This is a genomic window from Geodermatophilus sp. SYSU D01186, from assembly GCF_054050215.1.
Genome location: NZ_JBJGYW010000009.1, coordinates 108,607 through 132,567, shown reverse-complemented (window position 1 = coordinate 132,567; position 23,961 = coordinate 108,607). Strand labels below are relative to the sequence as shown.

Below are 23,961 nucleotides of genomic sequence, written 5' to 3'. Positions count from 1 at the left end.
CTCGCTCACCGGCACCTCGGCCGCATGTGGCCCTAAGGCAGCCTTCAGTGCGAGCCTGGGTGGCGGTACTAGCAGCCGTTCCCCGGAGGTGCAGGCTCAGTGCGCGCCCTCGCGATGGTCGTTGGGACGGAGGCTGGATGCTCCGGACGGGGCGGAGTCAGCGTGGAGGTCCACGTCGCGTGCCCTGACCGCTGCGATCGCCTGAGGCCGCCGCTGACCCACGGCAGTCCGGAGACGGGGCTGGCGTCGAGCACAGCCGCGTGGACGGTGCCTGGAGACACGTTGAGGGCCTCGGTCACCCAGTCGATGCGGTCCAGCCATCGGGACGGCGGCGAGGCAGAGATGATGGCCGCCGCATCCCGCACGGTTTGCAGGAGAGCGCCCGGATTCCCGTCGGGCGCGGTGCCCGTGACGCAAGCGTCGAGCAGGTGATCGGCGAGGGTGCTCGCGGCCTCGATCGCCGCCCGGAGTGCGGCGGCGCCTTGCTCAAGGAGGTCGGCGGGGTCGAGACCGTCGGGCAGGAGGAGGTGACGAGGGTCGTCGTCGCGGGCGGTGAGCTGCCAGTACATCCGCTCGGCGGCCCGCAGGCCGGCGTCGTCGGCGTCGGTGGCCACGAGCACGCCGGGGCCGTCGCCGCGGATGTAGGGGCGGAGCAGATCGGCCTGCGGGTCGGTGAGTGCGGTGCCGAGGGCGGCGACGCCGACGGTCTCACCGTCGCCGGCCACGGTGAGGGCGAGAGCGTCGAGCGGCCCCTCGACGAGGGCGGGGGTGGCACCGGCCGCGAGCGCGGCACGGCTCTCGAAGAGCCCGAGCAGGTGCTCGCCCTTGCGGTAGAGGTCGGTGGCGGGGGTGTTGAGGTACTTGGGGCCGGCGCTGCCCCGGTCGGGGGCCGCGGGGCTGCGGCGCGCGACGAAGCCGCGGATGACGCCGTCGATGTCGCGGATGGGGAAGGTGAGCCGATCGCGGAACCGGTCGATCACCGTCCCGGTTCGCGTTCGCTGGGCGAGGCCGGCGGCGAGCAGCTCCTCCTCGGTGGCGCCCCGGCTGCGCAGGTGGTCGACGAGCGCGGTCCAGCCGCCCGGCGCGTGGCCGGGACTGAACCGCGCGTCGGCGGTCAGGTCGTTGCCGAGCCGCTGGCGCAGGTAGCCGGGCGCCCACGAGGTGGGGTAGCGGTCGGTGAAGAAGGCGGCGGCCTGGCCGTTGAGCTCGATCAGCCGGTTCCGGCCGACGGCTGCGGTGGCCCAGAAGTGCTGCTCGAGCAGGTAGTCGGCGTCGTCGGTGGTGTCGCGTCCGGTCCAGCGGAACGGGTCCGGAGTGACGTAGGCGGGCGGGCCCTCCGGACGATCGGTGTCGTGGTCGAGGTCGAACGGCGCTTCCGGGGGATCGCGGAGTGAGTTGACCGGAAGGGCCACGGAGCCGGCGGCGGGATCGTCGACGGGGGCCAGCCGATCGGCGTCGTCCGGGGGCCGCAGGTCGGGCGGCAGCGGCTCGGGGGCCCGAACGGGTTCGGGGTCGGTGAGGGCGGCGACCCGGAACACCAGCGCCTCGGTCAGCTCGCTCGCGCGCCGGTTGCCCGATGCAGCGATCGGCAGGCCGGCGACCGCGGCGGTGAGCAGGTCGGCGGGGGACCAGCCGCCACGGCCGCCGGTGGTGACCGCGGCGACCAGCGCCGGCCAGGCGGGGCTAGTCATCACCCGTTGTCCGTCGGGCAGCAGCTCGAGGAGGGTTGTGCACCAGTCGGGGCGGAGGACCGCAGCGCCCGGAGGAGCGGGGACGGTTGCCGGGGTGAGGTGGGGGGCCAGCCGCCACCACAGTGCGGCCGCGGGCAGCTCGTCGGGCAGCGGCCGCTGCGCCGCCACCGCGGCCAGCAGCCCGGCGGCGTCGAGCCCGGCGCGGTCGGCGGCGGCCACCCGGTCGGCGAGTGCCGGCCAGTGCGGGTCACGGCGGAGGCGGGGATCGATGCTGTCGGCCAGCGCCACCCACACCGAGGCGCCCCGGGCCGGAGCGGTCGCGGCGATGGCCTCGTCGAGCCGCCGCTGGTGTCGGCGCTCCGCGGTCGCGGGGCGGGGCGGCCCGGCGGGGCGCCGATCGCTGTCGGGAACGGCGAGCGCGGCCCGCCAGACGGCGAGGCCGGCGCGCAGTTCCGCATGGTCGGGGTCCAGCAGCGGCCGGGCCCAGCCCGGCGCGCCGGTCGCGGTCATCGCGGCGGTGGCCTCGGCGACCCGGGCCGCGCAGGCGGTGAGGTGGTCGGCGCGGGCGGCTAGGTAGGGCCCCCAGTGTGGATCGTCGGCCAGCGCCGCCGGCACACCGGGCAGCCACGGCAGCGGACCGGCCGGGCCGCGGACATACAGCCGCCAGTCCAGCACCGCGGCGGGGTCGTGGGCGCTGTCGAGTTCCCGGCTCGCGGCCGCGGTGCGCAGGGCGGCGACCGGGTCGGCGCCGGTGAGGGCGAGCAGCGCCAGGTGGCCTCGCAGCGTCGGCCACGCCGCCCCGGCGGTCACCCCGGGGGAGAGCCGCTCGGCCGCGTTCTCCAGTTCTTCTGCAGCCGCGGCGTCGAGCCGGTGCGCGGCGGCGAAGCCCAGGGCATCGGCATACCGGGTCGTGGCGTGGTGCAGCTGCTCGACGGGGTCGGTGAGGATGCGCCGGCCGGCGGTGGCCGAGGTCTGGGCGCCGTCGCGGCCGAGCATGCCGACCAGCAGGTCGGCGGCGGTGGGTGGGAACACCGCGGCGGGGGTGATGATGCTGTGCGGATCCCCGTCCCCGGCGGTGGCCAGGTAGAGGTGGTTGGCCGCGCGGCCGCGGGTGAGTGCCACGTAGAGCAGCTGGCGGGACTCGCTGCCGGTGAGCACGGTGTGGCAGGTGTCGGCGGTGATCCCCTGGGCGCCGTGCACGGTGGTCGCGTAGCCGAGCTGCACGTGTTCGCGCACGTACGCGGCGGGGAGGGTGACCCGCCGTCGGGTGCCGGTGTGGGCGACGGTGAGGGCCCCGTCCCGGCCGACGGCGGTGACGGTCCAGCGGTCCCCGTTCTTCACCCAGTCGGCGGCGGTGATCGGCAGCCGCCGGTCGTTGGCGCGGCTGATGACCGGATCGCCGACGCCGGCCCGGGTGCCGTCGGCCAACGCCACCTCCTCGCCCACTGGAGCCGGGAGGGCGGCGAGGCGGTCGGCGCGAGCACGCTCGTTGAGTTGCCGGGCGACCTCGCGGGTGGCGGCCAGCAGCAGCGCGTCGGCGCCGCGGGCCCGGTCGGCGGCCCACGCGCTGTAGGCCTGGTCGGCGCAGGTGGACAGGTCGCCGACGTGCACCCGGCCGGAGTCGAGATAGAAGCCCAGCGCGGTGGTGTCCCCGGCGCGGAGGGCCACGGTGGCCGCGGCCTCCGCGGGGTCGGCGAAGCGCACCAGCTGGGTCAGCGTCGCCGCGCCGTGCGTGGCGGCGATCTCGGCGAGCACGCCACCGGCGGCGACCGACGCCAGCTGCCGGTCGTCGCCGACCAGCCTCAGCGAGCCGCCCCGCCCCAGCACGTGGGCAACGACCCGGGCGAGGTCGAGGGTGCCGGTCATGCCCGCCTCGTCGACGATGACCAGCGTGTCCGGCCCGATCCCGGCCACCCAGTCGGGCAGGTCTCCGGCGTCCAGGGTCTGGACCAGCTTGGCGACCGTGTCGCAGGGCCCGGCGAGGGCCTCACGCAGCCCGGCAGTGGCTACCGCCGACGGCGCCAGGCCCAGCACACTGCCGCCGCCGTCGGCGGTCCAGGCCCGGGCCAGAACGGCAAGGGCGGTGGTCTTGCCCGTGCCGGCCGGGGCGATGGCCACCTGCACCCGCGCGCCGCTGCCGGCCAGGTCGCGGACCAGCTGCGCCTGACCGGAGTTGAGCGGCCGGCCGGTGGCGGCGGCCTCCAGCAGCGCCAGCTCGACGACGGCCGGATCGGCGCGGCGGCCCCCGCCGCGGCCGGCCGCGGCCACCAGGCCCGCCTCGGCGTCCAGGACCGCGCGGCTGCTGTAGAGGCGGGCGCCGGAGACTGTGTACACGCTGGCGCCGTCCGAGCGGCGCAGCTCCGGCGGCTCGACCACCGGATCGGGTTGATCCAACGGGATCGAGTAGGCGGGGGAGAGGGCCGTCGCGGTCACCCGGGACACGACGCCGTCGACAGCGTCGGGGGCCCGGTCGGCGGCGCGCACCACCCGCTCGGCCTCGGCGCGGACATGCCAGTACTGCCAGCTCGCCCGCTGGCCGCCCACGGTGTCCAGCACCCGGAGGGCGGCGGTCTGGATCCAGCCCTCGGTCACCGCCGGCGTGCGGGGACGGGGCCGCCGGCCCAGGACCGTGTCGAGCATGCCGGTCACGCCGGACGGGCCGCCGAGGACGGCCGCGGCCTCGGCGCGCCACGTCGCGCGCTGCTCGGCCAGCGACCGCGGTTCGTGCTTGGCCTCCCGCGTCTCCAACGTCGCCCGCTGCGCCAGCGCGATCGCCTCCACCGCGGTCGGTGGCCGCCCGTGCTGGAGCTGGAAGTCCGCGGTCAACGCCCCCTGGCGCGCATCGATCGCCCGCCGCCGCGACGACCACTGTCTCAGCAGCCGGTCGTCGATGCCGACGATCTCCCGGACCGGCCGCTTGCCGGGTTCGCGGCCGGGGCGCGCGGTGAACCGGATCCCGAGGCCGCTGGTGAGGTGGGCCTCGAGGCGGGTGTTGTACCGCTCCGAGGCCGCGACGTTGGCCTTGTGCAGCATCCGCCCGTCCAGCGCCCGCCACCGCCCGTCGCGGGTCTGCACCTTGTTGCTCGCCGCCACGTGCGTGTGCAGGTCCGGGTCGCCGGCGCGGGAGTCGCGGTGGGTGAAGACCGCGGCGACCAGGCCGGTGGTCTCCACCTGCCGCACCCCACCGGCCCCCAGCCGGGTGAAGGCCGCGTGCCGTTCCAGCCAGGCCAGGGTGTCGGCGACCGCCGCGGCGTGCGCGGCCTCGACCTGCTCGGCGACCTGCCGCGGCGCCAGCGCCCACAGCGCCGAAACGGACTTCACCGGCGAGAACGTCAGGTCCCAGCCGGCCACCGCCCGGGTCGCGGGCCGGGAGGCCCGGGCGATGAGTCCCGACAGCTCCCGGGCGTCGGCCGGCGGCCGGCCGTACGCGGCGGCGAACAGGTCGCGCGCCACCTCGCCGCGGATCCGGGCCCGCTCCTCGTCTGGCAACGGGGCGTCCCGCGGCCGCCCGCTGTGCGTGTTGGCGGCGGCGAACCGCCGCGCGCACCGTGCCCGGAAGCCGTCCGGGGGAGTGGCGTACCGCAGGAACGGCAGCCCGAGCGCGCCCGTGGCCCGGGCCTCCGCCGGCGTCTGTCCGGCGGCGAGCGCCTCCCGCTCCAGCCGCTCCGCGTCCGGATGGCGCCCCTCCCCGAACAGGGCCCTCATCTGTTCTTCGCCGACGGGGGTACCGGCGATCACGCCGGTGAGCCCGGCCAGCCCGCCGCCGGCCCACACGCCGGGCGACTCGCCGCGCTGGGAGTAGTAGTCGCCCAGGCCGGCATGGCCGCGCTCGGTGGCGTCCATGGCCGCCACCTGCCGCGTGAGGTACGTGTAGCCGTCTCCTGCGGTCAGCTTGTGCAGGGACATCACGGCCGCGGACGGTAGGCACGCCACCTCCAGTCCCGGACCCGGAGTTCTCCAGTGCCTGGCCCTGGGGCCGGTGCCTCGACGCGTCCGACCGCCCACCGAGCCTCTCCGCACTTCCGGTCGGGCCTTCGGTCGACGTCGTCACCCCGGCGGGCGACGACGGGCTCGGTCGCCGGCCCTTACCGTCGCGCCGTGCCGTACCCGCCGCGCAAGGAGCACCGGCCTGTGGCCGCGTTCGCGGGCACGGCGTCCCCGCGCCCGGATCCCGCGGTCCAGGCGCAGGTGGAGCGGTTCGTCGTCGAGCAGTACGCATCGGGCCGGTCCCTGCGGGAGTTGGCCGAGCTCACCGACCGGTCGTTCTCCGCGGTCCGGAAGATCCTCGACCGGCACGGGGTCGGGCGGCGCGGCGTCGGGGCGGCCCGCCTCACCGCCGAGGACCCTCGCCCGCCGGCCCCGTAGGCCGCGCGCGGTCCCACCGCGTCGACGCCGCCCGCCCGCACGGGGCACCGAACCCGACAGTGCATGAGGTGTAATCCTTTGCGATCTTGATCGCAGCCTCTGGTGATGAGAATGCTGCTGTCGTCCGGCGACGTCGTGCGTCACTGGTGCGGGAGAGCCCGCTGAGGTGTTTGGCGCGGGGTCCTCGGGTGCCCTTGATTGCTGCTGCGAGCGCGCGGGTCTGTGTCCTTGGTGTGAGGACCCTCCGGACGACGCCCTGCAGGTCGTCGACTGCAAGGAGGGGATCCGAGTGGAGGTTCTGTACGAGCGAGTTGCCGGGCTCGACATCGGCAAGAAGACGCTGACGGTGTGCGTGCGCACACCCGGCCCGCGGGGTGGCCGGCGGGCGGAGACCCGGGACGTTCTCCACGATGACTCGGTCGCTGCAGGTGATGCGGGACTGGCTGCTCGAGCGCGGGGTGACGATCGCGGCGATGGAGTCGACCTCGACCTACTGGAAGGGCGCGTTCTACTGCCTGGAGGAGGTGCTGGAGGTCTGGCTGGTCAACGTCGCGCACATCAAGGCGATCTCGCGGCGCAAGACCGACGTCAAAGATGCCGAGTGGATCGCCCAGCTGCTCGAATGCGGGCTGCTGCGGCCGTCGTTCGTGCCGCCACCGGACATTCGCCGGCTGCGGATGCTGACCCGCTACCGGGTGCAGCTGATGGGCGACCGCACCCGGGGGATCACCCGGCTGGAGCTGATGCTCGAAGACGCATCGGTGAAGCTGTCCTCGGTGGCGGCCAGCCTGACCAGCGTCTCCGCCCGCGCCATGCTCGGCGCGCTGATCGCCGGGGAGAGCGATCCGCAGATCCTGGCGGAGCTGGCCAAGGGCAAGATGCGCCGCAAGATCCCGGCCCTGACCGAGGCGCTGACCGGGCACTTCGACGCCGGCCACGCGCAGCTGGCGCGCAGCATGCTGGCCCGCATCGAGGCGGTCGAGACGACTTTGGCCGAGCTCAACACGGTCATCGCCCAAGCATTCGAGCCCTGGTCGCATCAGCTGGCGCTGCTGCAGACGATCCCCGGGGTGGGGGAGAAGGTCGCGCAGGTGATCATCGCCGAGACCGGCGCGGACATGTCGCGGTTCCCGACCCCGGAGCACCTGGCGTCCTGGGCCGGGGTCTCGCCGGGCACCCGGGAGTCGGCGGGCAAGCGGTATGCGGTGCGCCCGCCGCACGGCAACAAGTGGCTGACCGCGATGCTGGTCGAGGCGGCCGGCTCGGTCGGGCGGATGAAGGGCGCGAACTATGTGGCCGCCCAGCACGCCCGCCTGTTCAGTCGCCGCGGCAGGGCCCGGGCCCAGATGGCGGTGGGGCATTCGATCCTGGTTTCGGCCTACTGGATGCTCACCCGCGACCAGCCCTACGACGACCTGGGACCGGAGTGGCTGGCCCGGCGCAACGACGAGGCCCACGCCCGCCGGCTGGTCGCCCAACTCGAACGCCTCGGCCACACCGTGGTCCTCGATCCGGCCGCCTAACCGGAACTGCAGAAGTACTGGAGGACGGGCTTCGCCCGCCCCGCGCTGACGCGCGCCTGCAACTCACCCATTCACGGGTCTGTGTCAACCCCTGATCTTGGAATCTCCAGCTGCGTGAAAGTGCACCGGCCGGGAGGCGGCGTGAGCCTCGCTCGGCGCCAGCGAGAACTGGCAGCCTCCTGAAAGGGCTGAACTCGGCGGGTGAAGCTGCACGGGGGAGTGAACGGCGAATTCGGCGGCCGTTCGCAGCGGCGCCGCTATCCGTCCAGTTCGGCGGCTGAGCAGTTCCGGACACCGCCCCGTCACCGGGCATGTCCACCAGCGGGGCATCCGAGGCTGCCTCTCGTGCCTGACGACTCTATTTGCCCAATCCCGTAAGGGTTCACTTGGCAGGGCTGGGCGGCCCCTCCCGCCGCCTCTGGGCACCGGGCCAGTCCGGGCCTTGCCCTGAGGGTCGCACGCGCGCTTCTCGGCAGATGAGGGCGCCGCGGTGGTCGTGGAACTCGATGGGCGCAGGTCCCCGGCGCGCCGACGGTTCAGTTGGCTCGGCGCCGACCGTCGTTGCTCGATCCCAGGTCGGCGCCTGTCGCATCGAGGGCATCGGCGCCATCAGACGGGCAGCACACTAGGTGCGACCGCGCCCAGCGGCTGGCGTGCTGGTCCACTGTGCGAACAATCCTGTCGCCACGTTCTTCACCTTGTTCCAGCCGTCAATATGGCGGATCGATGGCCTGTTCCGCGTCCTGCTCAAGTAGGGCCGCCACAGCCGCCGGGAGCTGTGAATCAAAGGTGACGAGTTCCCCGTCGCCGCTGCTGACGGCGAGTGACAAGTCACGCCAGAGCGCCTCACGGCTCGGTGAAGACCACAGTAGGTGACAGGTTCGTGCTGGCAGAGACCAGCCCTGATGCAAGGCCCTGGTCGCTACGAGGACGCCTCCTTGGCTGAAGTGCTCTACGGCGGCACGCCTGTGCGCCGGGTCGGTCCCCCCGGTCAGGAGTTCCACGCGGATTCCGGCTGCCCTTAGCTCGCTGGCGACGTACTCAGCGTCGACGACTTTCGACGTCGTGATGAGGCAGGGACGGCTCTCTTGCTGGGCACGCAGTACGAGCTGCTGTGCTGCGCGCGCTCGAGGGTCGTCCTCCTGGTCTTCGATGCGGGTGAGCAACTCGTTAAGTTTGTGCAGGCGCGTGCTGTCTAGGCCTGGGGGCGAAACGTCCTTGTCCGTCTCCGTGGCGGCTGTTCGGCGGCTGATGTACGAGTGCAATTCCGCGAGTGAAGCGTCCCTGGCCAATAGCGCAGTGTCGCCCAGAAGGACCTCGGCCTCCGCCCGGAAAGTTGCCGCGGGGTCGTCGACCTCCAACAGCGTTAGCTGGACCGAGGACTGCGTCTTTGCGAGGGCCTGACGGAGCGAAAAGTTATGGGCCTCGTCGACCGCGACGGGTAGGTCCCGCCCGCCGAGGTGATCTATGACTACGACACGATCCGCACGATCAGCCAAACTCTGCATGGCCTGCGCCGTCTTGGTTCCAGCGGCGATGCCGGTGCGCTCAAGGACCAGTAGCGCGGGCCGAAGGGCTGCCAGACCCGGTCCGGCACCGCGCACAACAAGTAGTTGGGTGGTTAGTAGTAATACGCTCGAACTGTCAGGAAGTTGGCCGTCATGACGGTCCAGGAAGAGCAGAAAGTCACTGTTGCCGTTCAGGGCAGTGACAGGCAGATTGGCGTCCTGCAGGCGGGCACGCCATTGCTCCAAGAGAGCTAGCTGTGGGATGACCATGACCGTAACGCCGCCGGCATGCATCTGGCGTTGGATCAGTTCCATCACTATGGTCCCCAGTCCCGTGCCGACCGGTGCTGAGACGACCATGCGGGTCGCCGGCGAGGCTAGGACGGACAGACGGAAGGCATTCCACTCTGCGTCAGGGAAGTTCATGTGCGTCTCGCTCGCTCGTCTTCCACTCGGCGCCGTAGGTATTGCCGCGCCGCGACGAGGATGTCGAGCTCCTCAGTCGTAACTTCATCGCGGAAGTGGAAGACCTTGTTGCGGACGTCCCGGACTGGCTCCAGGTTGGACGCGGTGATGGACTGACTCCTTCCGAATACCGAACGGAAGATTGTGCCATAATTCTCGTGCTGAAGCAGGACACCAAGCAGTTCGCCAAGCGTCAAATCTTCTAATCCCGCGGGCGCGCGCGGATCGCGTAGCCGTTCTTGGGAGAGTGCGCGCGCGAAAGCTGCATCAGTGTCCTCGGGAGTAGGTAGGGCTGCGCGCATCAGAGCGCGCACCGCTAGTTCAATGTCCTGCAACAGGACGAAGGGTCTTGTCGCCTGCCACAGGTAGCGCGTCACGTCGGTAGCGGTCATAAGGGCGTCGATGCGGGCGGGGTCCCCTACGCCCACGGCTCCGTCACGCTCTAAGCGATCGAGGATCGCCCCAACTTCATCGCCAGCGTGCACGAAGACGAGGTCGTCCGACGCGTCGAGCACGCTGAGGTCGAGTGGGTCGTCATTACGCCTGACGTGAAACAACCGGTGAGCAAGCGAACGGTAGGAAAAGACAGCGATGACACGGTTGCCGGCGACCACCGGGACCTGATCGAAACCGCGTTTCTGCATGACGGCGAGGGCCTCGCGGACCGTCGTGTCCGAGTCGACGCAGACAACCTTCTGCGTGGCGGGTACGAGGCGGGCGACCTGCATGAAGTCGTGGCTCGATACCGCGACATGCAGCTCACCCAACGGAGTCCCTCCTTTCGCTCGGACTGGAGAGTGCCACGCCATCGGCACGGAAGCAGAAACGTCCGGGCCCGGGCTCACGAGCTGGTCCATGCCGACTGGTCAGGCTCGGAACGGCGAGCGCCGACCTCCAGACAGCCTGTCACAACGCGTTCCGCTGCCCGAGATGCAAGACGTGTGTCGCACTTGATCTTGATCCTTCTCCGTTAGCGACGAGGAGCAGGACGGGTCCGGGGAGAGGGCATGAGGATCGACGTCGGGGTCCCGGTCAACGTGATCCAGTGAGCCCGATCGCCGCTCGACCTGGTCCTGTCGGACCTCCTCGTTACGGTCGACTGGTGACGACCACGGGGGGAGCGCCGCAGGACAGCCCGACCGAGGCCGAGCGGCGCCGGGAGATCGGCGCGGAGCTGTCCCGGATTGAGCAGAGCGCCAAGGACAGCGCCCAGAGCCAGCTCGAGCAGGCGAAGCAGTGGCGCCTGGTCAACCTCAGCCTGGGCGTCCCGACGAGCCTGGCCGCCGCCATCTCAGCAGCGATGGTGGTCGCCCCCGACAAGTACGACCTGATCGCCGCCGGCCTTGCCCTGCTGGCCGCCGCCGGGGGAGCGGTCCTGACGACTCTCAACGCTGCTCACCGGATGAACCAGGCCTCCTCGGCCGGCAACGCCTACCTGGAGATTCAGGGGCGGGCTCGCCAGGCCCGGCTCGTCGACCTGCCCTACCAACCCCTTGACGACGCTCGGGCGAAGCTCGAAGAGCTGACCGCCCGGCGTGACGAGCAGAACAAGACCGCCGAGATCCCGAACCGCCGGGCTTACCGCAAGGGCCAGAAGAACATCGATGCCGGCGGCCAGGACTACGACGTCGACAAGAAGAAGGGCTGATCAGGCGTGGTGCGTAGCGTGAGCGATGCCTTCGATGTGTTCCTCGGGTGGCTGATTCCGCTCGAGACCCATCGACAGGCCGCTGCCCGGCACCGGACGAGCGTCGAGGCCTCGCTCAAGGCAGCCCTGACGGTCCAGGGCTTCTACCAGCCCGGCTCCTTCTGGCACGGCACCGGCGTGCGTTACCACTGCGACGTCGACCTGCTCGTGAAGATCGGCAACCCGAAGCCCGGCAGCTCGGACACGGCGCTGGGGTGGGTCAAGGACGCCTTGACCGACACCTTCCCCCGCACGCCGGTCTACGTCAGCCGGCCGGCCGTGGTCGTGGACTTCGCCAACGGCACGGAGCGGTGGGAGGTCATCCCAGGCTTCAAGAAGACCAAGGCCGGGAGCAGCGCCGACCTGTACGACATCCCCGGCGCCGGCACGGGGTGGATCGACACGGCCCCCGCCGAGCACGTCAAGTACGTCAACGAGGTCAACGACACCCGCGCCATCGGGGGCGGAGCCAAGTCGCTGGCCCGGCTGGCCAAGGCCTGGAAGTACTACAACGACGTGCCCATCTCGTCGTTCTATCTGGAGATGCGCGCGGCCGAGCACATGAAGGCCCAGAGCAACTTCATCCCCGGATGGGACCTCTGCCTGTACCTGGAGGGCCTGGAGGACCACAGCCTTGCAGCAATGAGCGACCCGAAGCACGTGGCGGGGCGGTTCTATCCCTGCTCGTCCGAGGCGAAGAAGGCCGAGGCGCTGTCGAAGCTGCACGCGGCGGCGGTCCGGGCCCGCAAGGCACACGAAGCGAACAGCGACGGCAAGCCTGACGAGGCGTTCAGGTATCTCAACCTGCTCTTCAACGGGAACTTCCCGGCTCGCTGAGCGAGCGCGCCGACCCAGCCATTCGCCTGCGGCAGGAAAAATCGCTTCGCCGCAGCGGTACGGCGTCGATCCAGTGCCACCCGTCACGTCCGGCCAGCAAGCGACGGTCACGTGTCCAACGTCGCCTCTGTGATCAAAGAGTTGCGGCGCGTGTGAAGCCTGCAGCCGCCGGCTGAGGCCACAGTCAGCGCCGACAACGAGGGCTGAGAGATGGCCAGCGTGGTGGCAGTTCTGGTTGCAGTTGTGCGCGTTCGCGCCTATTCGTAGCCGGGCGCGGCCAGAATTGTCCGCTGGTCACACGTCTTATGGAACGGCCGCGAACCGGTGCGAACGCGATCACGACGGCCTGGCAGTGTGGGGGTCAGGGGTTCGAGTCCCCTCAGCTCCACCCATCGGACCAGGGCTTTGTTGCGAAGGCTCTGGTCCGGACTCGTTTCTGGTTGCAGTCCGACCGACTCCACCGGGCCGCCGAGGGCGCCCATCCGGTCGGCGGCTTCTCTGGTGAGAACCGGGTCAGGCTTCGTTCGACAAGGCCAAGGCGCGGTCGACCTGCCGCTGGTTGGTTGCTCCCACTTCGGCTGCAGCTCCTGGCGGTCGGACCCGAGGGCGGGCCGGAGACGACGCGTCCTGGACGTTGGACCGCCGGCTCAGCCAGTCGGCCCCGTCACCGCACGGGGCGGTGTGGGGTCGTCGGTCCTGCTGGTGGGGCGCCGTTCCCACTCCGGGGGTCGCTTCCAGTTGCGGACGAAGCGGAGGTTCGGTTCGTCGGCGACGACCTCCACGAGGTTCCGGATCACCGCCTGGTCGACGCCCTCGGCTTCCAGAGCAGCCAAGGCTGCCCTGCTGTGCTCGGACAGAGGTGACCGCGATGCCGTTCCCCCGGCAGGGAGGACATCCAGCAGGTCGGTGGCCGCCCGGATGCCGAGTCGCCGCAGCTTGTCCCTGAGATTTCCGTCCGCACCGAGATGCACGTACAGGCAGGCCTGATCGATCCAGTCGACCAGCCGCCCCGCGGGGATCCGTGTGCGAAGCAGGAGATCGAGGATGTCGAGGGTGGTCAGGTCCTGCATGTCCTCGATGCCCTCGCCGAGGAGGCGTGCCTCGTACCAGACGTTCATGCCGTCGAGGTCGCGGAGGGGATATTGCGACCGCAGAGCAGGAACCGATCGTTGCACCAGCCGCGCCGCCGGTGCGATCACGAGTCGGCGCAGCACCCCGGGGATGAACAAGGCGAGTCCCCCGATGAGGTACGTGATCGCGGCCCGCACGCCACCAGCGACGCCCAGTCGTGTCAGTAACGGGTGGACGGCCGCGGTCACGAGCAGGATCGCGACGATGTACGCCGCGATCGTGAGGTAGGACCGTGCGTGCAGCTCGTCCGTGAGGTACCGGCGCACAAGGATCCAGAGGGCCAGGGTGTAGGCCCCCAGGAAAGAGAAGGCGACGCTCGTCCACACGCTGTTCGGCCCGGCGCCGAGGTCGACGGGGGGCACGAGCCACAGCAGTACGGTCCAGCCCACGGATAGAAGGCCGGACAGGACGAAGGCAGGCACGAGGGAGTCGAGCCCGACCCGTGCCATCCGGTCCATGGCGACCCGGGAGACGGAGGGACCGTAGACGCTTTCGAACTTGCGCCTGTAGACGAGATCGCGTCCGGCGCCGTCCTCGCCGCCGTCGTCCTGCCAGAGTGCGTAGTACGGCGAGTCGACAGGCGGGGGCGGCAGGTTTCCTGGCCTGTCCACTCCCAGGCGGTACAGCTGCACGACATAAGTCCCCCAGATGGTAGGCGCTCGCTGTTGGAGGAAGAGCACGAAGAGCCACCCCGGGGCGAAGGCGAATGCCCACGCTGCGAAGATCCGCAAGACCATGCCTCCGAAGCCGGTCAGATCTCGCGGCTGGGGACCGATAGCGAGCATCACGGCGGCGGCCACGCCCCCCGCGACGGCAACTTCGAGGAAGAGGGCCGCGCCCGGATGGCGCAGAGGGCGCCCCACCCGGCGGGCGGCGAACGGACTCCGCCTCGAGCGCAGCCAGCTGTCCGGTTCTGCCGGTTCCGTCTCTGTGGGCAGCGGGTCCACAGCCGGGTCGGCCGCCCGGAGAAGCACGTCCGCACGAGCGGCGAGCTGTCGCGCGAGATCCCTCGTCCTTTCCGAGGTCATCGCCGGCTACGGTTCGCGTTCCGCGATGTTCTGCGCCACGTCTCGCATGAAACGGACGTCGTCATCCGTCGCCGCTGGGCTCTCGATCAGATGAGTCATCGAGATGAGGCCGATCTCCGCCTCCTCGTCGCGGGTGCTGACGGCATGATCCACGGCCCATTGAGCTCGGTTCCACCACTCTGCTCGCCGGTCGGCCTGCGTCTTCTGCAGCACGGTCACAACACCCACGAGAAGTGCGACCGCTGCACCGAAAGCGGTTGCCAGGGCACCCCAGTCCGCGGCGCCTCGAGCGTCGGCTGCGAGGAGCGACACGACACAAGGCTAGCTGCGCGTCGAGCCGACGAGGTCGCCCAACTGCCCCAGTTGGCCCGCGCCATGCCGGGGCGGCGGCACAACATCGGTAGCGCCACCGGCCCACAGCGTCACCGCGCACACGGCGAGCGCCAGCACCGCCGACGCCGCGACCAGCAACCGGCGGCACCGCAGCGGCGGTGCCCCGGTCGCGGAGGTCTTGGTCATCGGGTCCTCCGTCGCCGGCGCCGGGCCGACAGCGCCAGCAGTGCCAGGTTGGCGGCGCCCACGAGGACGGCGAGGGCGGCCCACCAGCGCCTCGCGTCGGAGGACGTGAACGCCTCCGCCGCGGGTCCTGCCGTGTCCGCCGTCGCCGGGGCGCCCGGGGAGTGGCGCGCAGACCACCCGGTCGCCGCCCTGGCCGCGGCGATCGGTGCCGCCGCCGTCACCCGACGGGAACAGCGGCCGCCCTCCGCCCAGCGGAGCTACCAGGCGTCGACATCACTGCCCGGAGCCAGCTGAGGGCGCACCGCCCACGTCCGCGCGGTGCACAGGCCCAGGAGGAAGGGAGGGGCGAACGCCCAGGGGAGTTGCGCTTGTCAAGCGCTGTGCCGTCACAGCTGAACTTTCACCCGTCTAGGTGGTCCTCGTCGCCGGGCAGCGGCATGGGAATGAGGGCCCGTGCCTCCGCGTGGGCACGTTCCAGTTCGTCCGCGAGCTCTTGTACCTGTTGGGCGCTCTTCCTCAGGCCGAAGACCTGGTCGGGCTTCCCCTTCCGCATCCGGAAGCCGAGGAACTGGCTCTCGAGGGAGGTGTACTGGAGGCGTGGGAAGCTCATCCACACGCTATGTACGACGCCGTTGCGCTCTTCGTTCCGGTCGAAGGCGCGCTTGTATAGCGCCAAGACTTCCGTCTCGTGGCTCCAGCCACTGAGCCCTCGCTCCAAGGGCGTCTTCAGTTCTCGCAAGTAGGCGCCCGCCCACTTCCTTTCGCCTGTGGCGTGCACCGCGAGGAGGCCGAAGTAGTCCTCAACGGCCGCTGCCGCGGCCGTTGCTCGACCGATCTCGTAGATCAAGTGGTCGAAGTCGTTAGGCGCCTCGGGGATCACGTTCACACTCCCGGTAGTCAGGCAGAGCGCAATCCCTCCACCGTCGATCAACAACATGCATCCTGACGATCACGTTTCGCAACCTGCAACCGATTTCGCTGTCCGCCGTACGTCAGACCGCCAGTCGTGCCAGCGTCAACTGTCCAGGGACTTTGAGGTTCCCAGAACGCTTCAGCTTCAGCCCTGTTGCACGCGTGCCGATGTGACTGCTGCGGGGTGCCGGCGGCAGGCACCGGCTTCGGTTCGGGTGGAGGACACCGAGTACGCCGGCCCGGTCAGCTCGCGACGGGCGCATGGGCGCACCGCACCGGACCGTTGTCCTCGTCTAGGCAGTGCGCACGGGGGATTGGGCAAATGGGCTTGGGAATCAACAAGGACCTCGAGCCGCTAGTCCGCGAGGTTCGCCGCCGGGGCGGTCGGGTGGAGGTCACGGGTGGTAACCATGTGCGGTGGGAACTGGGTGGGTGGCGCTTCCGCACAGGACTGACGATGAGTTCGGCTAGTGCCCAGGCTGCTCGTCGCGACATCGAGGCCCACCTGGCCGCCCTGGACGTCCCACGGCTTCCCTTTGCCGTTGTGGGCCCCAACCAGCGGGGCAAGTTTGAAGTCCACGGACCTAACGGGCCAGTGCCCAACAACGGCGGCTATCCCCGGGCGTTCGCTGACCGGGACACCGCCCGCCGGCTGAGCAACGAGCTCAACCGAGCCCACGCCCGAGGTCAGGCTGGTGTCGGTTGATCCGCGCTTGTCGGTCGGATGACCTGCTGCGCGCTGCCCACATCATCGTCACGGGCGGGTCGGAGGTCATCACGTGGCTGATCATGCGAGGCGCCTCTCCGACACGGTGACGAGGGTCCACGCAAGGACCTATGCGCCCTCGGTCACTAACGTCCCCACGGTCGTGTTGGACGACCTCGGCGACGCCCCGGTCCCTGCGCAGGTTTGACTGGCCCCCCGCGCCGGCCGGCCTGAACGGCGAGGCGGCGGGGCGAGCGGGTCGATGCTGGCGACCCAGACTCGCTCTCAAGGTGATGGAGCTGCCGGCTGAGTCGGCGCAGACGATTGTCCCGTGCACCACCGAACCCCGGACCCCTGTCACGGCGTCCGTGGCGCTACCAGGCCACTCAGCGGGGTTGGGCTCCCTGAAGCGCCTCTACCAGAGTCGGTACGACTCGGTGCTGGTCGGAGATCTGAATGCGGTTCTGGCGGTCGACGGGGCGACCACTGGCATTCCATGCTGCAACCAGAGCATGCGGATGCGGGCAATCCTGGAAGACGCCAGCGGCGTCCGTTAGATAGGCGAGGACGTCCCGCAGCCCGTCGCGTTCCGGAGAGCCCTCCTCTGAGGTTGTGAGCTTGACCTCTACGAGGAGACGCCGGTTGGCGCCCGGGATATCCAGGAGAAAGTCGGGTCGAAGTGGAACCCGAGACAATCCATTCGAGGCCAGAATCTCGGCCCAAATGCTTGTCGCAGCCTTGTCGGGGGCCAGCGTCCATGTCGGACGTTGCCACCACAGCGCCGCCTGACCAGCTGGGCCATGCAACGTCGCGAAGGGAACCCCGGCCGCCGGCAATAGCGTCGCCGGTCCTTGGACCTGGTAGCCGATCTGTCGGAGTGCGTCGAGCATGTCGAAGCCGACCTGAAGCTCGAACAACACCGAGTCTCGGTCGGGGCTGAGGAACTGACGCTCGAGGAGTTGTTCGAGCGACTCGGCGCTGCCGTTCCGAATACCTAGAACGAAGTCTTCAGCGAATGCTACGAGCGGAGCGAGGAAAGGTCGACGGGCAACGAGTCCTTCGGTATGACGTAGGGCATCGGGTCCTACGCGACGGACCTTCGAAAGCTTCGGATGAAGCATCAGCCGACGAGCTCGACGGCTGATGTCGTGGACACGCTCGCCGACGATCCCCTTCTTGGGAAGGCCGCTGAGGTCGGCCAATTGAGCGGCGCAGTGCAGCGCCACGAGGACGAGTCGGCCAAGTGGGGTGTCATAGCGTCGCTCGGGCGGCGTACACACGAACAACGCCGGATCCGCCTCCGCAATCCGGCGGCGCTGGGTCAGCGTCCACGAGACGCGCCCTCGTACCTCGCCGTGCAACTCGACCCGCGTCATGCTCTGGCTGGCGGGTAGCTCGCGTAGCGCGCGCTCCGCCGCGTCTAGTGCCGCAGCCGTGTCCGGACGCAGGGCCAGATGGGTGGCGAAGATCCGCACCAGGTCCGCGCGAGACAACTCCGGCAAGTTCGGCAGGGACGCGTGGGTGAAGCCCACGGTCGCCGATCCCGAGAGGTACCGCCACAATCGAGGCCGCAGGGCCGCGGCCACTCGGTCGCGGTCCCATGTCGCGACTGCCATCGGTTACGAAATCTCGTTGCTGCTGGTGGAACCGGACTCCGGGTTCGTGCCCGACGAGGCAGCGGACCTCTTCAGCAACGTGCCGGCGTCCAGGGTTCGTGCTTCCCCGACCGTCGCGAGCTGAGGCTTGATGTACACGTCGAGCGTTTCCTGGAGCCGCTCCACCTCTTCCTGACCGGTGAATTCGCGCGGAGTGGCCCCAAGTTCCTCTCGTAGGTAGACGACCTGGCGGAGGTGCTGGACGCAGTCGAGAAGGACTGCCGCACCCAACGGACGCTCCCGCATCTCCGGCGCCGCCAGGATGTTCCGAAGAGCCCTGTCCCAGGCCGGGTGTCCTGTACCGCCGGACTCGTCGAGTATGCGCTGCCAGGCGTGCTCCGTCGGCGGGCCGACCTCGATGATCGCGAACCGGCGCATCAGGGCCTCTGACATGTCGAACAGCAGGTCCCGATCGCGATCGTTCAGCGTGGCCAGGAGTCGCCAGTTCGACGACATGATGATGGGGATCGTGTGCGGTGGGGCGAGCTGTTGCGGCGGCACGATGGAGATCGGCAAGTATTCGTCATCCTGGAGTTCTTCGAACGGCAGGACCACGGCTTGGCCGGACAGGACCGTGAACAGCTGGCCGATGGCCTTGTCGATGTCTGCGCGATTGAGCTCGTCGATAACGAGCCAGTGGTCGTCCTTGATCGAGCTTGAGATCTGTCCTCGGTGGAACACGAGGTCCTGCTCTCGTGTCAGTCGATAGGTGCCGACCGTGTCGGCCGACGTCCAGTCGGCCGTGCCGGTGGTGAGCGATGGCTCATGGCACAGGCCTACCCGGTGAGCGGCTGTGGCCACGGCCAGCGCCAGGCTGGTCTTTCCGGTGCCGGGAGGTCCGGTGAACATCAGGTGCTTCCCACCGCGGAGTGCCGTGAGGACGCGGGAGAGGAGTGCGTCGTCGAACACGAGCCCCTGTGTCCGCACCTCAGCGCTGAGGTCCTCCAGGGTGAGGGCGGTGAAGGGGACCGGCAGTTCGCCGATGTTCTCTACCAGCAGCTCCTTCATCAGGCGAATGACCCATTCGGGCTTCAAGGCGATGATGGAGTTGACGTTGACTCGTGGGTTGTCGCCGAAACTCTCTAGATCGATGGGCGGGTCGATCTTCATGTAACGGTCGTAGTAGACGAACGCGTTGTTGGCGTCTTCGCCGGGGATGCGTCGCCCGACCCGACCGATCCCGAAGATGCATCCCCTGTCCGGGTGCGCGCTGGTCTTCGTGCGCGTCATCACCACGATGTGGCCGGTGTCGACGTTCCTGCCGTTCGGGATGGACACCGGGAAGTGGTAGCGGACGCCGTCCAGATCGCCATAGGTGCCGGTTCCGTTGGACACGAGCAGCCACAGCGCCGGTCGGTGAGGCAGTCGTGGCTTGATGTCGGCACGCGGGTCGGTCAGTGGCGGGTCGAAGATCGACATCACGAGTCGGCTCGCTCGGGTCTGACGACCTGCGACGAGAGCGGCAACCGTGTACCCGCCGTCGGGTGTGGGTGCGGCGATGACGACGGGTGCGCCGGGGGCCTTGGCCTTGTTGCGGCCTCGAGCGGCGTCGACGACGTAGGACACGCTTCCCTGTACGTCCCTCGCCTGGTCGACCACGAAGACGATCAACTCCGTGGCGTTGCCCACCTCGGCCTGGCCCAGGCGATTGAGGAGCTGCTTGGTCCCGCCCTTGGCGGACGCCACGGCGATCTTCGCGGCGTCCACGTCGGCCGCGCTTGCTAGGGCGTTCCGGATTTCGTCCTTCGCTCGCCAGACATCGTCGACGACGAGGCCGAACTGCTTCTGGAGATCGGCAACAAGATCGATATCTGGCTCCACCGGAAGTTTCTACCTCACGGTGGGTCGTGGGTGCGGGACGCAGCGTCGTCTCGCTCGAGGCGGCGGTCGTACCCCGAGGCTGGAACCGACGGTCGGGCCGGCAGGCCCCAATCGGCACTTACTCCGGAGCACCAAGGGACGACGTCGCCGAGGAGGGTCCCGAGACCCGATCGGCCCACGGGTGCTTCTCGCGCATCGCGGCCCTGGGCGGCTCGCACCTGTCCAGTTCTGTGAGACCCGGGTGATGAACGTGTCCTTCGCGCTCCAACCGGGCCGTGGCATCACATCACTACGGAGTCGGAGGCGCTGAGGTGTTGGGCCTACCGGGTGGTCGACTCACGTGCGGTCGGCGTGCCCGCAGCGACGGCGCGGAGTCATCGTGAGAACACCGGCCGCGGAAGATCCTCACGATGACAACGCCGGTGACCGGGACCGGAAGTTCCGCGGCGACGCATTCGGGATCTATGGGACCGAGGGACTGCGCCGGCGGTCGAGTGCGAAGGTCTAGCTTGCCGAACTTTGGGAGGGTGGAGCGCTGGGCATGACCTCGGCGGCAACCCAACGAAACTCCCCCCGCGTCCCGGGAAGGTCCGAGTAGGGCTGCCAGGCCATCCGGTACGAGCCGGACAGGTCGCGGGTGTTGTCCGGGTAATCGCCGCCGCCCCACTCGAGCGTGCCCGACAGGTCGACGCCGTCGTGGATGCGGAAGTCCCGGTCACGGGTGCCCGGGTCGTCGCCGGGGGGCCACCACAACCCCCGGGCGTTCGAGAGCATGATCGCCGCCCCGTTGGTGCCGGGCTGCACCGCGCAGAAGCGTTCCAGGCGGGCAATGTCGAACACGTAGTTCCGCCGCGCGAGGTCGATTGCCGCGTGGTTTCTGAGTTGGAACGTCTCGTCGCCCGGGCCATCGTGAGCGGGCACGACGCCCGTCCATGGCGCGGTGAAGTACTTGAACTCGATGGCGGTCCGCCCCTGCGGCCCGAAGCAGAGCACGTCCAGGTACTCGGCACGCCCCTGGGGCGAATAACCCTGCGGCACCTCGAGGCGGATGCTGATCGACTCGGCAAGGCCGTGGAGCGCCTGTCCGAAGGCGTGCTGGAAGTCGGCTTCCGAGTGGAAGACCGGACGCACGGTCGCCAACCGCGTCATCACCTCGGCGACGGTCGGGCCCCCGGCGATCCTCGTCATGGGTTGACGTTGACACATGCCTCCCTCCCAGCGGGCGTCGGGTTCCGGGACAGGCAGCGTCCGGCTTCAGTTGGGGGCCGGCGCCGTTGGCGTCGCCGTGCCCGCGCATCAGGTTCGGTCGGGGGATCCCGGCGCGGCGACCCATGCCTCGAGCGCCGTGCTGGGCATCGGGCTGAGAGCCCACCGCCGTCGAGGTGCTCGTGCCCAGAGGCGCTCCCCCGTCGGGTTGACAGGGTGGGGCAACGTGACGAGCGACGCGCGGACGGTTGTCGCCCGGACGGTGCCGGATGGTCTGTGATCACCGTCTGGAAGCACCACGCCCCCGAGGGCCGCTGAGCAGATCGGCGAGCACGCCGGGAGGTGGCGTCTGCACCTCGGATGACCCGTTGTACGCGGTCCACCGAAGAGGAACCTGCTGGGCTTGCTTTGCGCGGGATGGCTCCCCTCCCGGGCGTCTGCCCGGAGATCCACCACCTCAGGCGTGCGCGTGTCCTGCAACGACGTCCAGAGCCCGGCCCCGCAGCTGCTCGAGCGGGCATGAGCCGATCACTTCTTCGGCCGAGTCGCAGCAGCGTTCCCCGTCGAGGCTCTCGGTCCAGGCGACCCAGCCTTGGTCGGAGTCCAGATCCAGGGCGAGCACCACGTATGCGCCGTCGGCGGCGAGCCGGACACCGAAATGGCCTCCGGCGAGTGATACCACCGTGCCCTCCGTGGCCTCGGCCGCGCGGTCGATCTCTCGGAGATACTGCTGGTAATCCACTTCGGGGCGCCTCGTCCTCGGCTCGGGACCATCTCGTCGTCTCATAGTCTCGGCCCCCGTCGAGGACCCGCTGCGGGTTCGTCCTCAGGGGTCAGCGCATCGGCCGGGACGTCAGAGGCCCTCCGTCTTCCAGCGGCCCGAGGCGAGCCAGCCGAGCAGCGTCTGCATCGGCATGAGGTCGGAAGCGGGCACCAGGTACCAGTTGTCCCTGATACGGCGAACGCGGTCGTACGTCCTCGTCACGGTCCAGTGGGGACGGCTCTGCCGGACCGGTATCACGAGCATGGCCCCGGTCAGTTGGGAGACGAGCACGATCGCTCGCGGCTTCGTGACCTTTGCGTCCCATCCGGAGCAGGTGTCGACGAACGCCGTCGAGTAGGGATAGCTGGACGGGTCCTCGCTGAACTCGAGGCGGCGCGACTTAGACTCGACGATGAACTGCGGGCCCCCGTCCTCTCCGACGACGATGTCGAACTCGTCCTCGTACTCCGGGATCTCGGCGATGCTGTCCCGTAGCTTCAGGGGCGTGACCCTGACCGGGTGGCCGCAGTTCTCGAGCCGCCGGCCGACCATCTCGGCCCAGCGGTGTCCTTCGCGTAGTTCCGAGGAGAACAGCTGGACGTTCGCCATCCACTGGGACGGGCGCTGCGCGTCCGAGTTGGTCATCTGACCACCTCCGGCCATCGTCTGGGCGTCGGCTGGCCGCCGTTGCCCGGGGCGCAGACCGTAAGTTGCAGGTCCGACAGGTTCCGGACGGTTCTCACCCGTTCGGGTGGGCGAGCCTTCCGGCGTTTCCGCGGTCCGTCCCTGAGGGTCGGGGCGTGATCAGGGACGACGAAGGCAAGCCTCCGCTCGCGGAGGCGCTGTCCAGGGCGGGCGACAAGCCGGAGACTCTCACCGCAGAGGGCAGGGACAACCGGAAGGCGAAGAAGAACTGGGCGCAGCGCTTCAGCAACGCGCTGGCCATGACGGTGGCCGACGCGCTGCGACCGTTGTTCCCGAAGGCCCGGGTGACTCCTCGGCCCGACGGAAGTGGTCAGGAGTTCACCGTCGGCGGCAAGATCGACCGCAAGCGGACCGATGTCGGTGTGTGGGACGACGCCGCGGGACTGGTCGCCGGCGTCTCAATCAAGACGTACAGCTTCCGCGACACCCATGGGGCCACCGGGACCAGGGACGCCCGCATCGGCCGGTACTCCCGCAACGTGAAGCGCAACGACATGGAGCTGCGCGACGAGGCGGACACGCTCCACCGGCGTCAGCCGTATGCCGTTCTCGTCGCGCTGTTCTTCCTGCCCGAGGACGCCTGCTGGGATGGGGTGACGGGGCAGAGCAGCTTTGCCCACGTCGTCTTCACGCTGCGCAAGAGGGCCGGGCGCGAGTCGCCGGACGGCCGCTACGACCTGTTCGAGCACGTCTTCGTCGGTCTGGTGACCGACGCCGGTGACGTGCGGTTCTTCGATGTGCGCAAGGCTCCGCCCGAGAACCAGCCGCCGTCACGGGACGACACGATCTCGCTCGCTGAGTTGATCGCGCTGATCGACGACGCCGTCGTCTTCCGCAACACCGGCGTCAGTCGTCACGAGCGCTATGCCGAGCCGGATCCCGACTGGCAGCCGCCGGCGGGTTCGCTGCCGGCGGGGCTGGAGCAGGAGGCACCTCTGACGCTGGACCTGGTCGCAACGCTGGTAGAGATCGACAGGGTGCTCGGCGGTCCTAGAGGGGATGCCGATCAGGACGAGGACTGACTCCGTACCCGCTGGACCACCCGCTCCGCCGCCTCAGCTGGGTCCTCGTGTTCCCAGACGCGGATCACGGTCCAGCCGGCGTCCTGCATCCGCCGGTCGGTGTCCCGGTCCCGAGCCACGTTGGCCGCGAGCTTGTCGGCCCACCAGGAGGCGTTCGCCTTCGGCTTGGTGCCGTGGGTGGGGCAGGCGTGCCAGTAGCATCCGTCGATGAAGACGGCGACTCTCGAACCGGGGAACAGCATGTCGGCGCGCCGGCGCGTGCCTTCCAGGGGCAGAGGGGCGTCGACCCGGTAGCGCAGTCCTCGAGCGTGCACGAGGCGGCGGATTGCCCACTCCGGCCCGGTTCCGCTCCGCCGTTGCCTCTGCATCCGGCGGAGCGCCTCGGAACTGCTGGCCTCGGGCACGACCGTCATGATG

General features: G+C 69.8%; 18 protein-coding genes and 1 pseudogene. 6 read left to right on the top strand and 13 right to left on the bottom strand.

All coding sequences use genetic code 11. From position 1 onward, the window contains the following. Positions 1 to 68 precede the first annotated feature (68 nt). Complete coding sequence (mobF, locus tag ACI784_RS09290) at positions 69 to 5,597, bottom strand: MobF family relaxase (protein ID WP_457013281.1); 5,529 nt, start codon at positions 5,595 to 5,597, stop codon at positions 69 to 71. A gap of 192 nt (positions 5,598 to 5,789) precedes the next feature. On the opposite strand from mobF, the gene ACI784_RS09285 reads away from it, so the two are divergent. After that, positions 5,790 to 6,056, top strand: coding sequence for a helix-turn-helix domain-containing protein (locus ACI784_RS09285; protein WP_457013254.1), 267 nt, complete (start codon positions 5,790 to 5,792; stop codon positions 6,054 to 6,056). 365 nt (positions 6,057 to 6,421) lie between these two features. Then, positions 6,422 to 7,579 (top strand): annotated as a pseudogene (locus ACI784_RS09280) (IS110 family RNA-guided transposase); the annotation flags it as partial. A gap of 710 nt (positions 7,580 to 8,289) precedes the next feature. On the opposite strand, the gene ACI784_RS09275 reads toward ACI784_RS09280, so the two are convergent. Together ACI784_RS09275 and ACI784_RS09270 are read right to left on the bottom strand one after the other, a co-directional pair. Beyond that, on the bottom strand, positions 8,290 to 9,513 hold the full coding sequence (locus ACI784_RS09275; protein WP_457013253.1) for a helicase-related protein: 1,224 nt from the start codon (positions 9,511 to 9,513) through the stop codon (positions 8,290 to 8,292). Next, positions 9,510 to 10,319: a CBS domain-containing protein gene (locus ACI784_RS09270; protein WP_457013252.1), complete on the bottom strand. Its 810-nt coding sequence runs from the start codon at positions 10,317 to 10,319 to the stop codon at positions 9,510 to 9,512. The genes ACI784_RS09275 and ACI784_RS09270 overlap by 4 nt, the downstream gene beginning before the upstream one ends. 335 nt (positions 10,320 to 10,654) lie before the next feature. Between ACI784_RS09270 and ACI784_RS09265 the strand changes: the two genes are divergently transcribed. Together ACI784_RS09265 and ACI784_RS09260 are read left to right on the top strand one after the other, a co-directional pair. Next, positions 10,655 to 11,200 (top strand): SLATT domain-containing protein, encoded by a 546-nt coding sequence (locus ACI784_RS09265; RefSeq protein WP_457013251.1) that lies wholly within the window; start codon positions 10,655 to 10,657, stop codon positions 11,198 to 11,200. 18 nt (positions 11,201 to 11,218) lie between these two features. Further along, positions 11,219 to 12,076, top strand: a complete 858-nt coding sequence (locus tag ACI784_RS09260; protein WP_457013250.1) for an SMODS domain-containing nucleotidyltransferase — start codon at positions 11,219 to 11,221, stop codon at positions 12,074 to 12,076. 647 nt (positions 12,077 to 12,723) lie between these two features. Here ACI784_RS09260 and ACI784_RS09255 read toward each other — a convergent pair. The 3 genes from ACI784_RS09255 to ACI784_RS09245 all read right to left on the bottom strand — a co-directional run bounded on the left by ACI784_RS09255 (position 12,724) and on the right by ACI784_RS09245 (position 14,754). Continuing rightward, complete coding sequence (locus tag ACI784_RS09255) at positions 12,724 to 14,007, bottom strand: hypothetical protein (RefSeq protein ID WP_457013249.1); 1,284 nt, start codon at positions 14,005 to 14,007, stop codon at positions 12,724 to 12,726. A gap of 234 nt (positions 14,008 to 14,241) precedes the next feature. Beyond that, on the bottom strand, positions 14,242 to 14,547 hold the full coding sequence (locus ACI784_RS09250; protein ID WP_457013248.1) for a hypothetical protein: 306 nt from the start codon (positions 14,545 to 14,547) through the stop codon (positions 14,242 to 14,244). A 9-nt stretch (positions 14,548 to 14,556) separates the two neighbouring features. After that, positions 14,557 to 14,754, bottom strand: coding sequence for a hypothetical protein (locus ACI784_RS09245; protein ID WP_457013247.1), 198 nt, complete (start codon positions 14,752 to 14,754; stop codon positions 14,557 to 14,559). A gap of 132 nt (positions 14,755 to 14,886) precedes the next feature. Here ACI784_RS09245 and ACI784_RS09240 point away from each other — a divergent pair, with 132 nt between their 5' ends. Further along, on the top strand, positions 14,887 to 15,048 hold the full coding sequence (locus ACI784_RS09240) for a hypothetical protein (protein WP_457013246.1): 162 nt from the start codon (positions 14,887 to 14,889) through the stop codon (positions 15,046 to 15,048). Positions 15,049 to 15,154: 106 nt separating this feature from the next. On the opposite strand, the gene ACI784_RS09235 is transcribed toward ACI784_RS09240, so the two are convergent. The 6 genes from ACI784_RS09235 to ACI784_RS09210 all read right to left on the bottom strand — a co-directional run bounded on the left by ACI784_RS09235 (position 15,155) and on the right by ACI784_RS09210 (position 22,462). Then, entirely contained in the window at positions 15,155 to 15,691 is a 537-nt protein-coding gene (locus ACI784_RS09235) for a hypothetical protein (RefSeq protein WP_457013245.1), read from the bottom strand. Between the two features lie 1,067 nt (positions 15,692 to 16,758). Beyond that, positions 16,759 to 17,904, bottom strand: a complete 1,146-nt coding sequence (locus ACI784_RS09230) for a hypothetical protein (protein WP_457013244.1) — start codon at positions 17,902 to 17,904, stop codon at positions 16,759 to 16,761. 87 nt (positions 17,905 to 17,991) lie between these two features. Next, complete coding sequence (locus ACI784_RS09225) at positions 17,992 to 19,848, bottom strand: AAA family ATPase (RefSeq protein ID WP_457013243.1); 1,857 nt, start codon at positions 19,846 to 19,848, stop codon at positions 17,992 to 17,994. Positions 19,849 to 20,352: 504 nt separating this feature from the next. Further along, entirely contained in the window at positions 20,353 to 21,036 is a 684-nt protein-coding gene (locus ACI784_RS09220; protein WP_457013242.1) for a hypothetical protein, read from the bottom strand. Between the two features lie 475 nt (positions 21,037 to 21,511). Continuing rightward, the gene (locus tag ACI784_RS09215; RefSeq protein WP_457013241.1) at positions 21,512 to 21,796 is read right to left on the bottom strand and encodes a hypothetical protein; all 285 of its coding nucleotides are present in this window, start codon (positions 21,794 to 21,796) and stop codon (positions 21,512 to 21,514) included. Between the two features lie 111 nt (positions 21,797 to 21,907). Then, entirely contained in the window at positions 21,908 to 22,462 is a 555-nt protein-coding gene (locus ACI784_RS09210) for a hypothetical protein (RefSeq protein WP_457013240.1), read from the bottom strand. Positions 22,463 to 22,617: 155 nt separating this feature from the next. Here ACI784_RS09210 and ACI784_RS09205 point away from each other — a divergent pair, with 155 nt between their 5' ends. Beyond that, positions 22,618 to 23,544 (top strand): hypothetical protein, encoded by a 927-nt coding sequence (locus ACI784_RS09205; protein WP_457013239.1) that lies wholly within the window; start codon positions 22,618 to 22,620, stop codon positions 23,542 to 23,544. Here ACI784_RS09205 and ACI784_RS09200 read toward each other — a convergent pair. After that, the gene (locus ACI784_RS09200) at positions 23,529 to 23,948 is read right to left on the bottom strand and encodes a very short patch repair endonuclease (RefSeq protein WP_457013238.1); all 420 of its coding nucleotides are present in this window, start codon (positions 23,946 to 23,948) and stop codon (positions 23,529 to 23,531) included. The two genes, ACI784_RS09205 and ACI784_RS09200, sit on opposite strands and share 16 nt — an antisense overlap. Positions 23,949 to 23,961 lie beyond the last annotated feature (13 nt).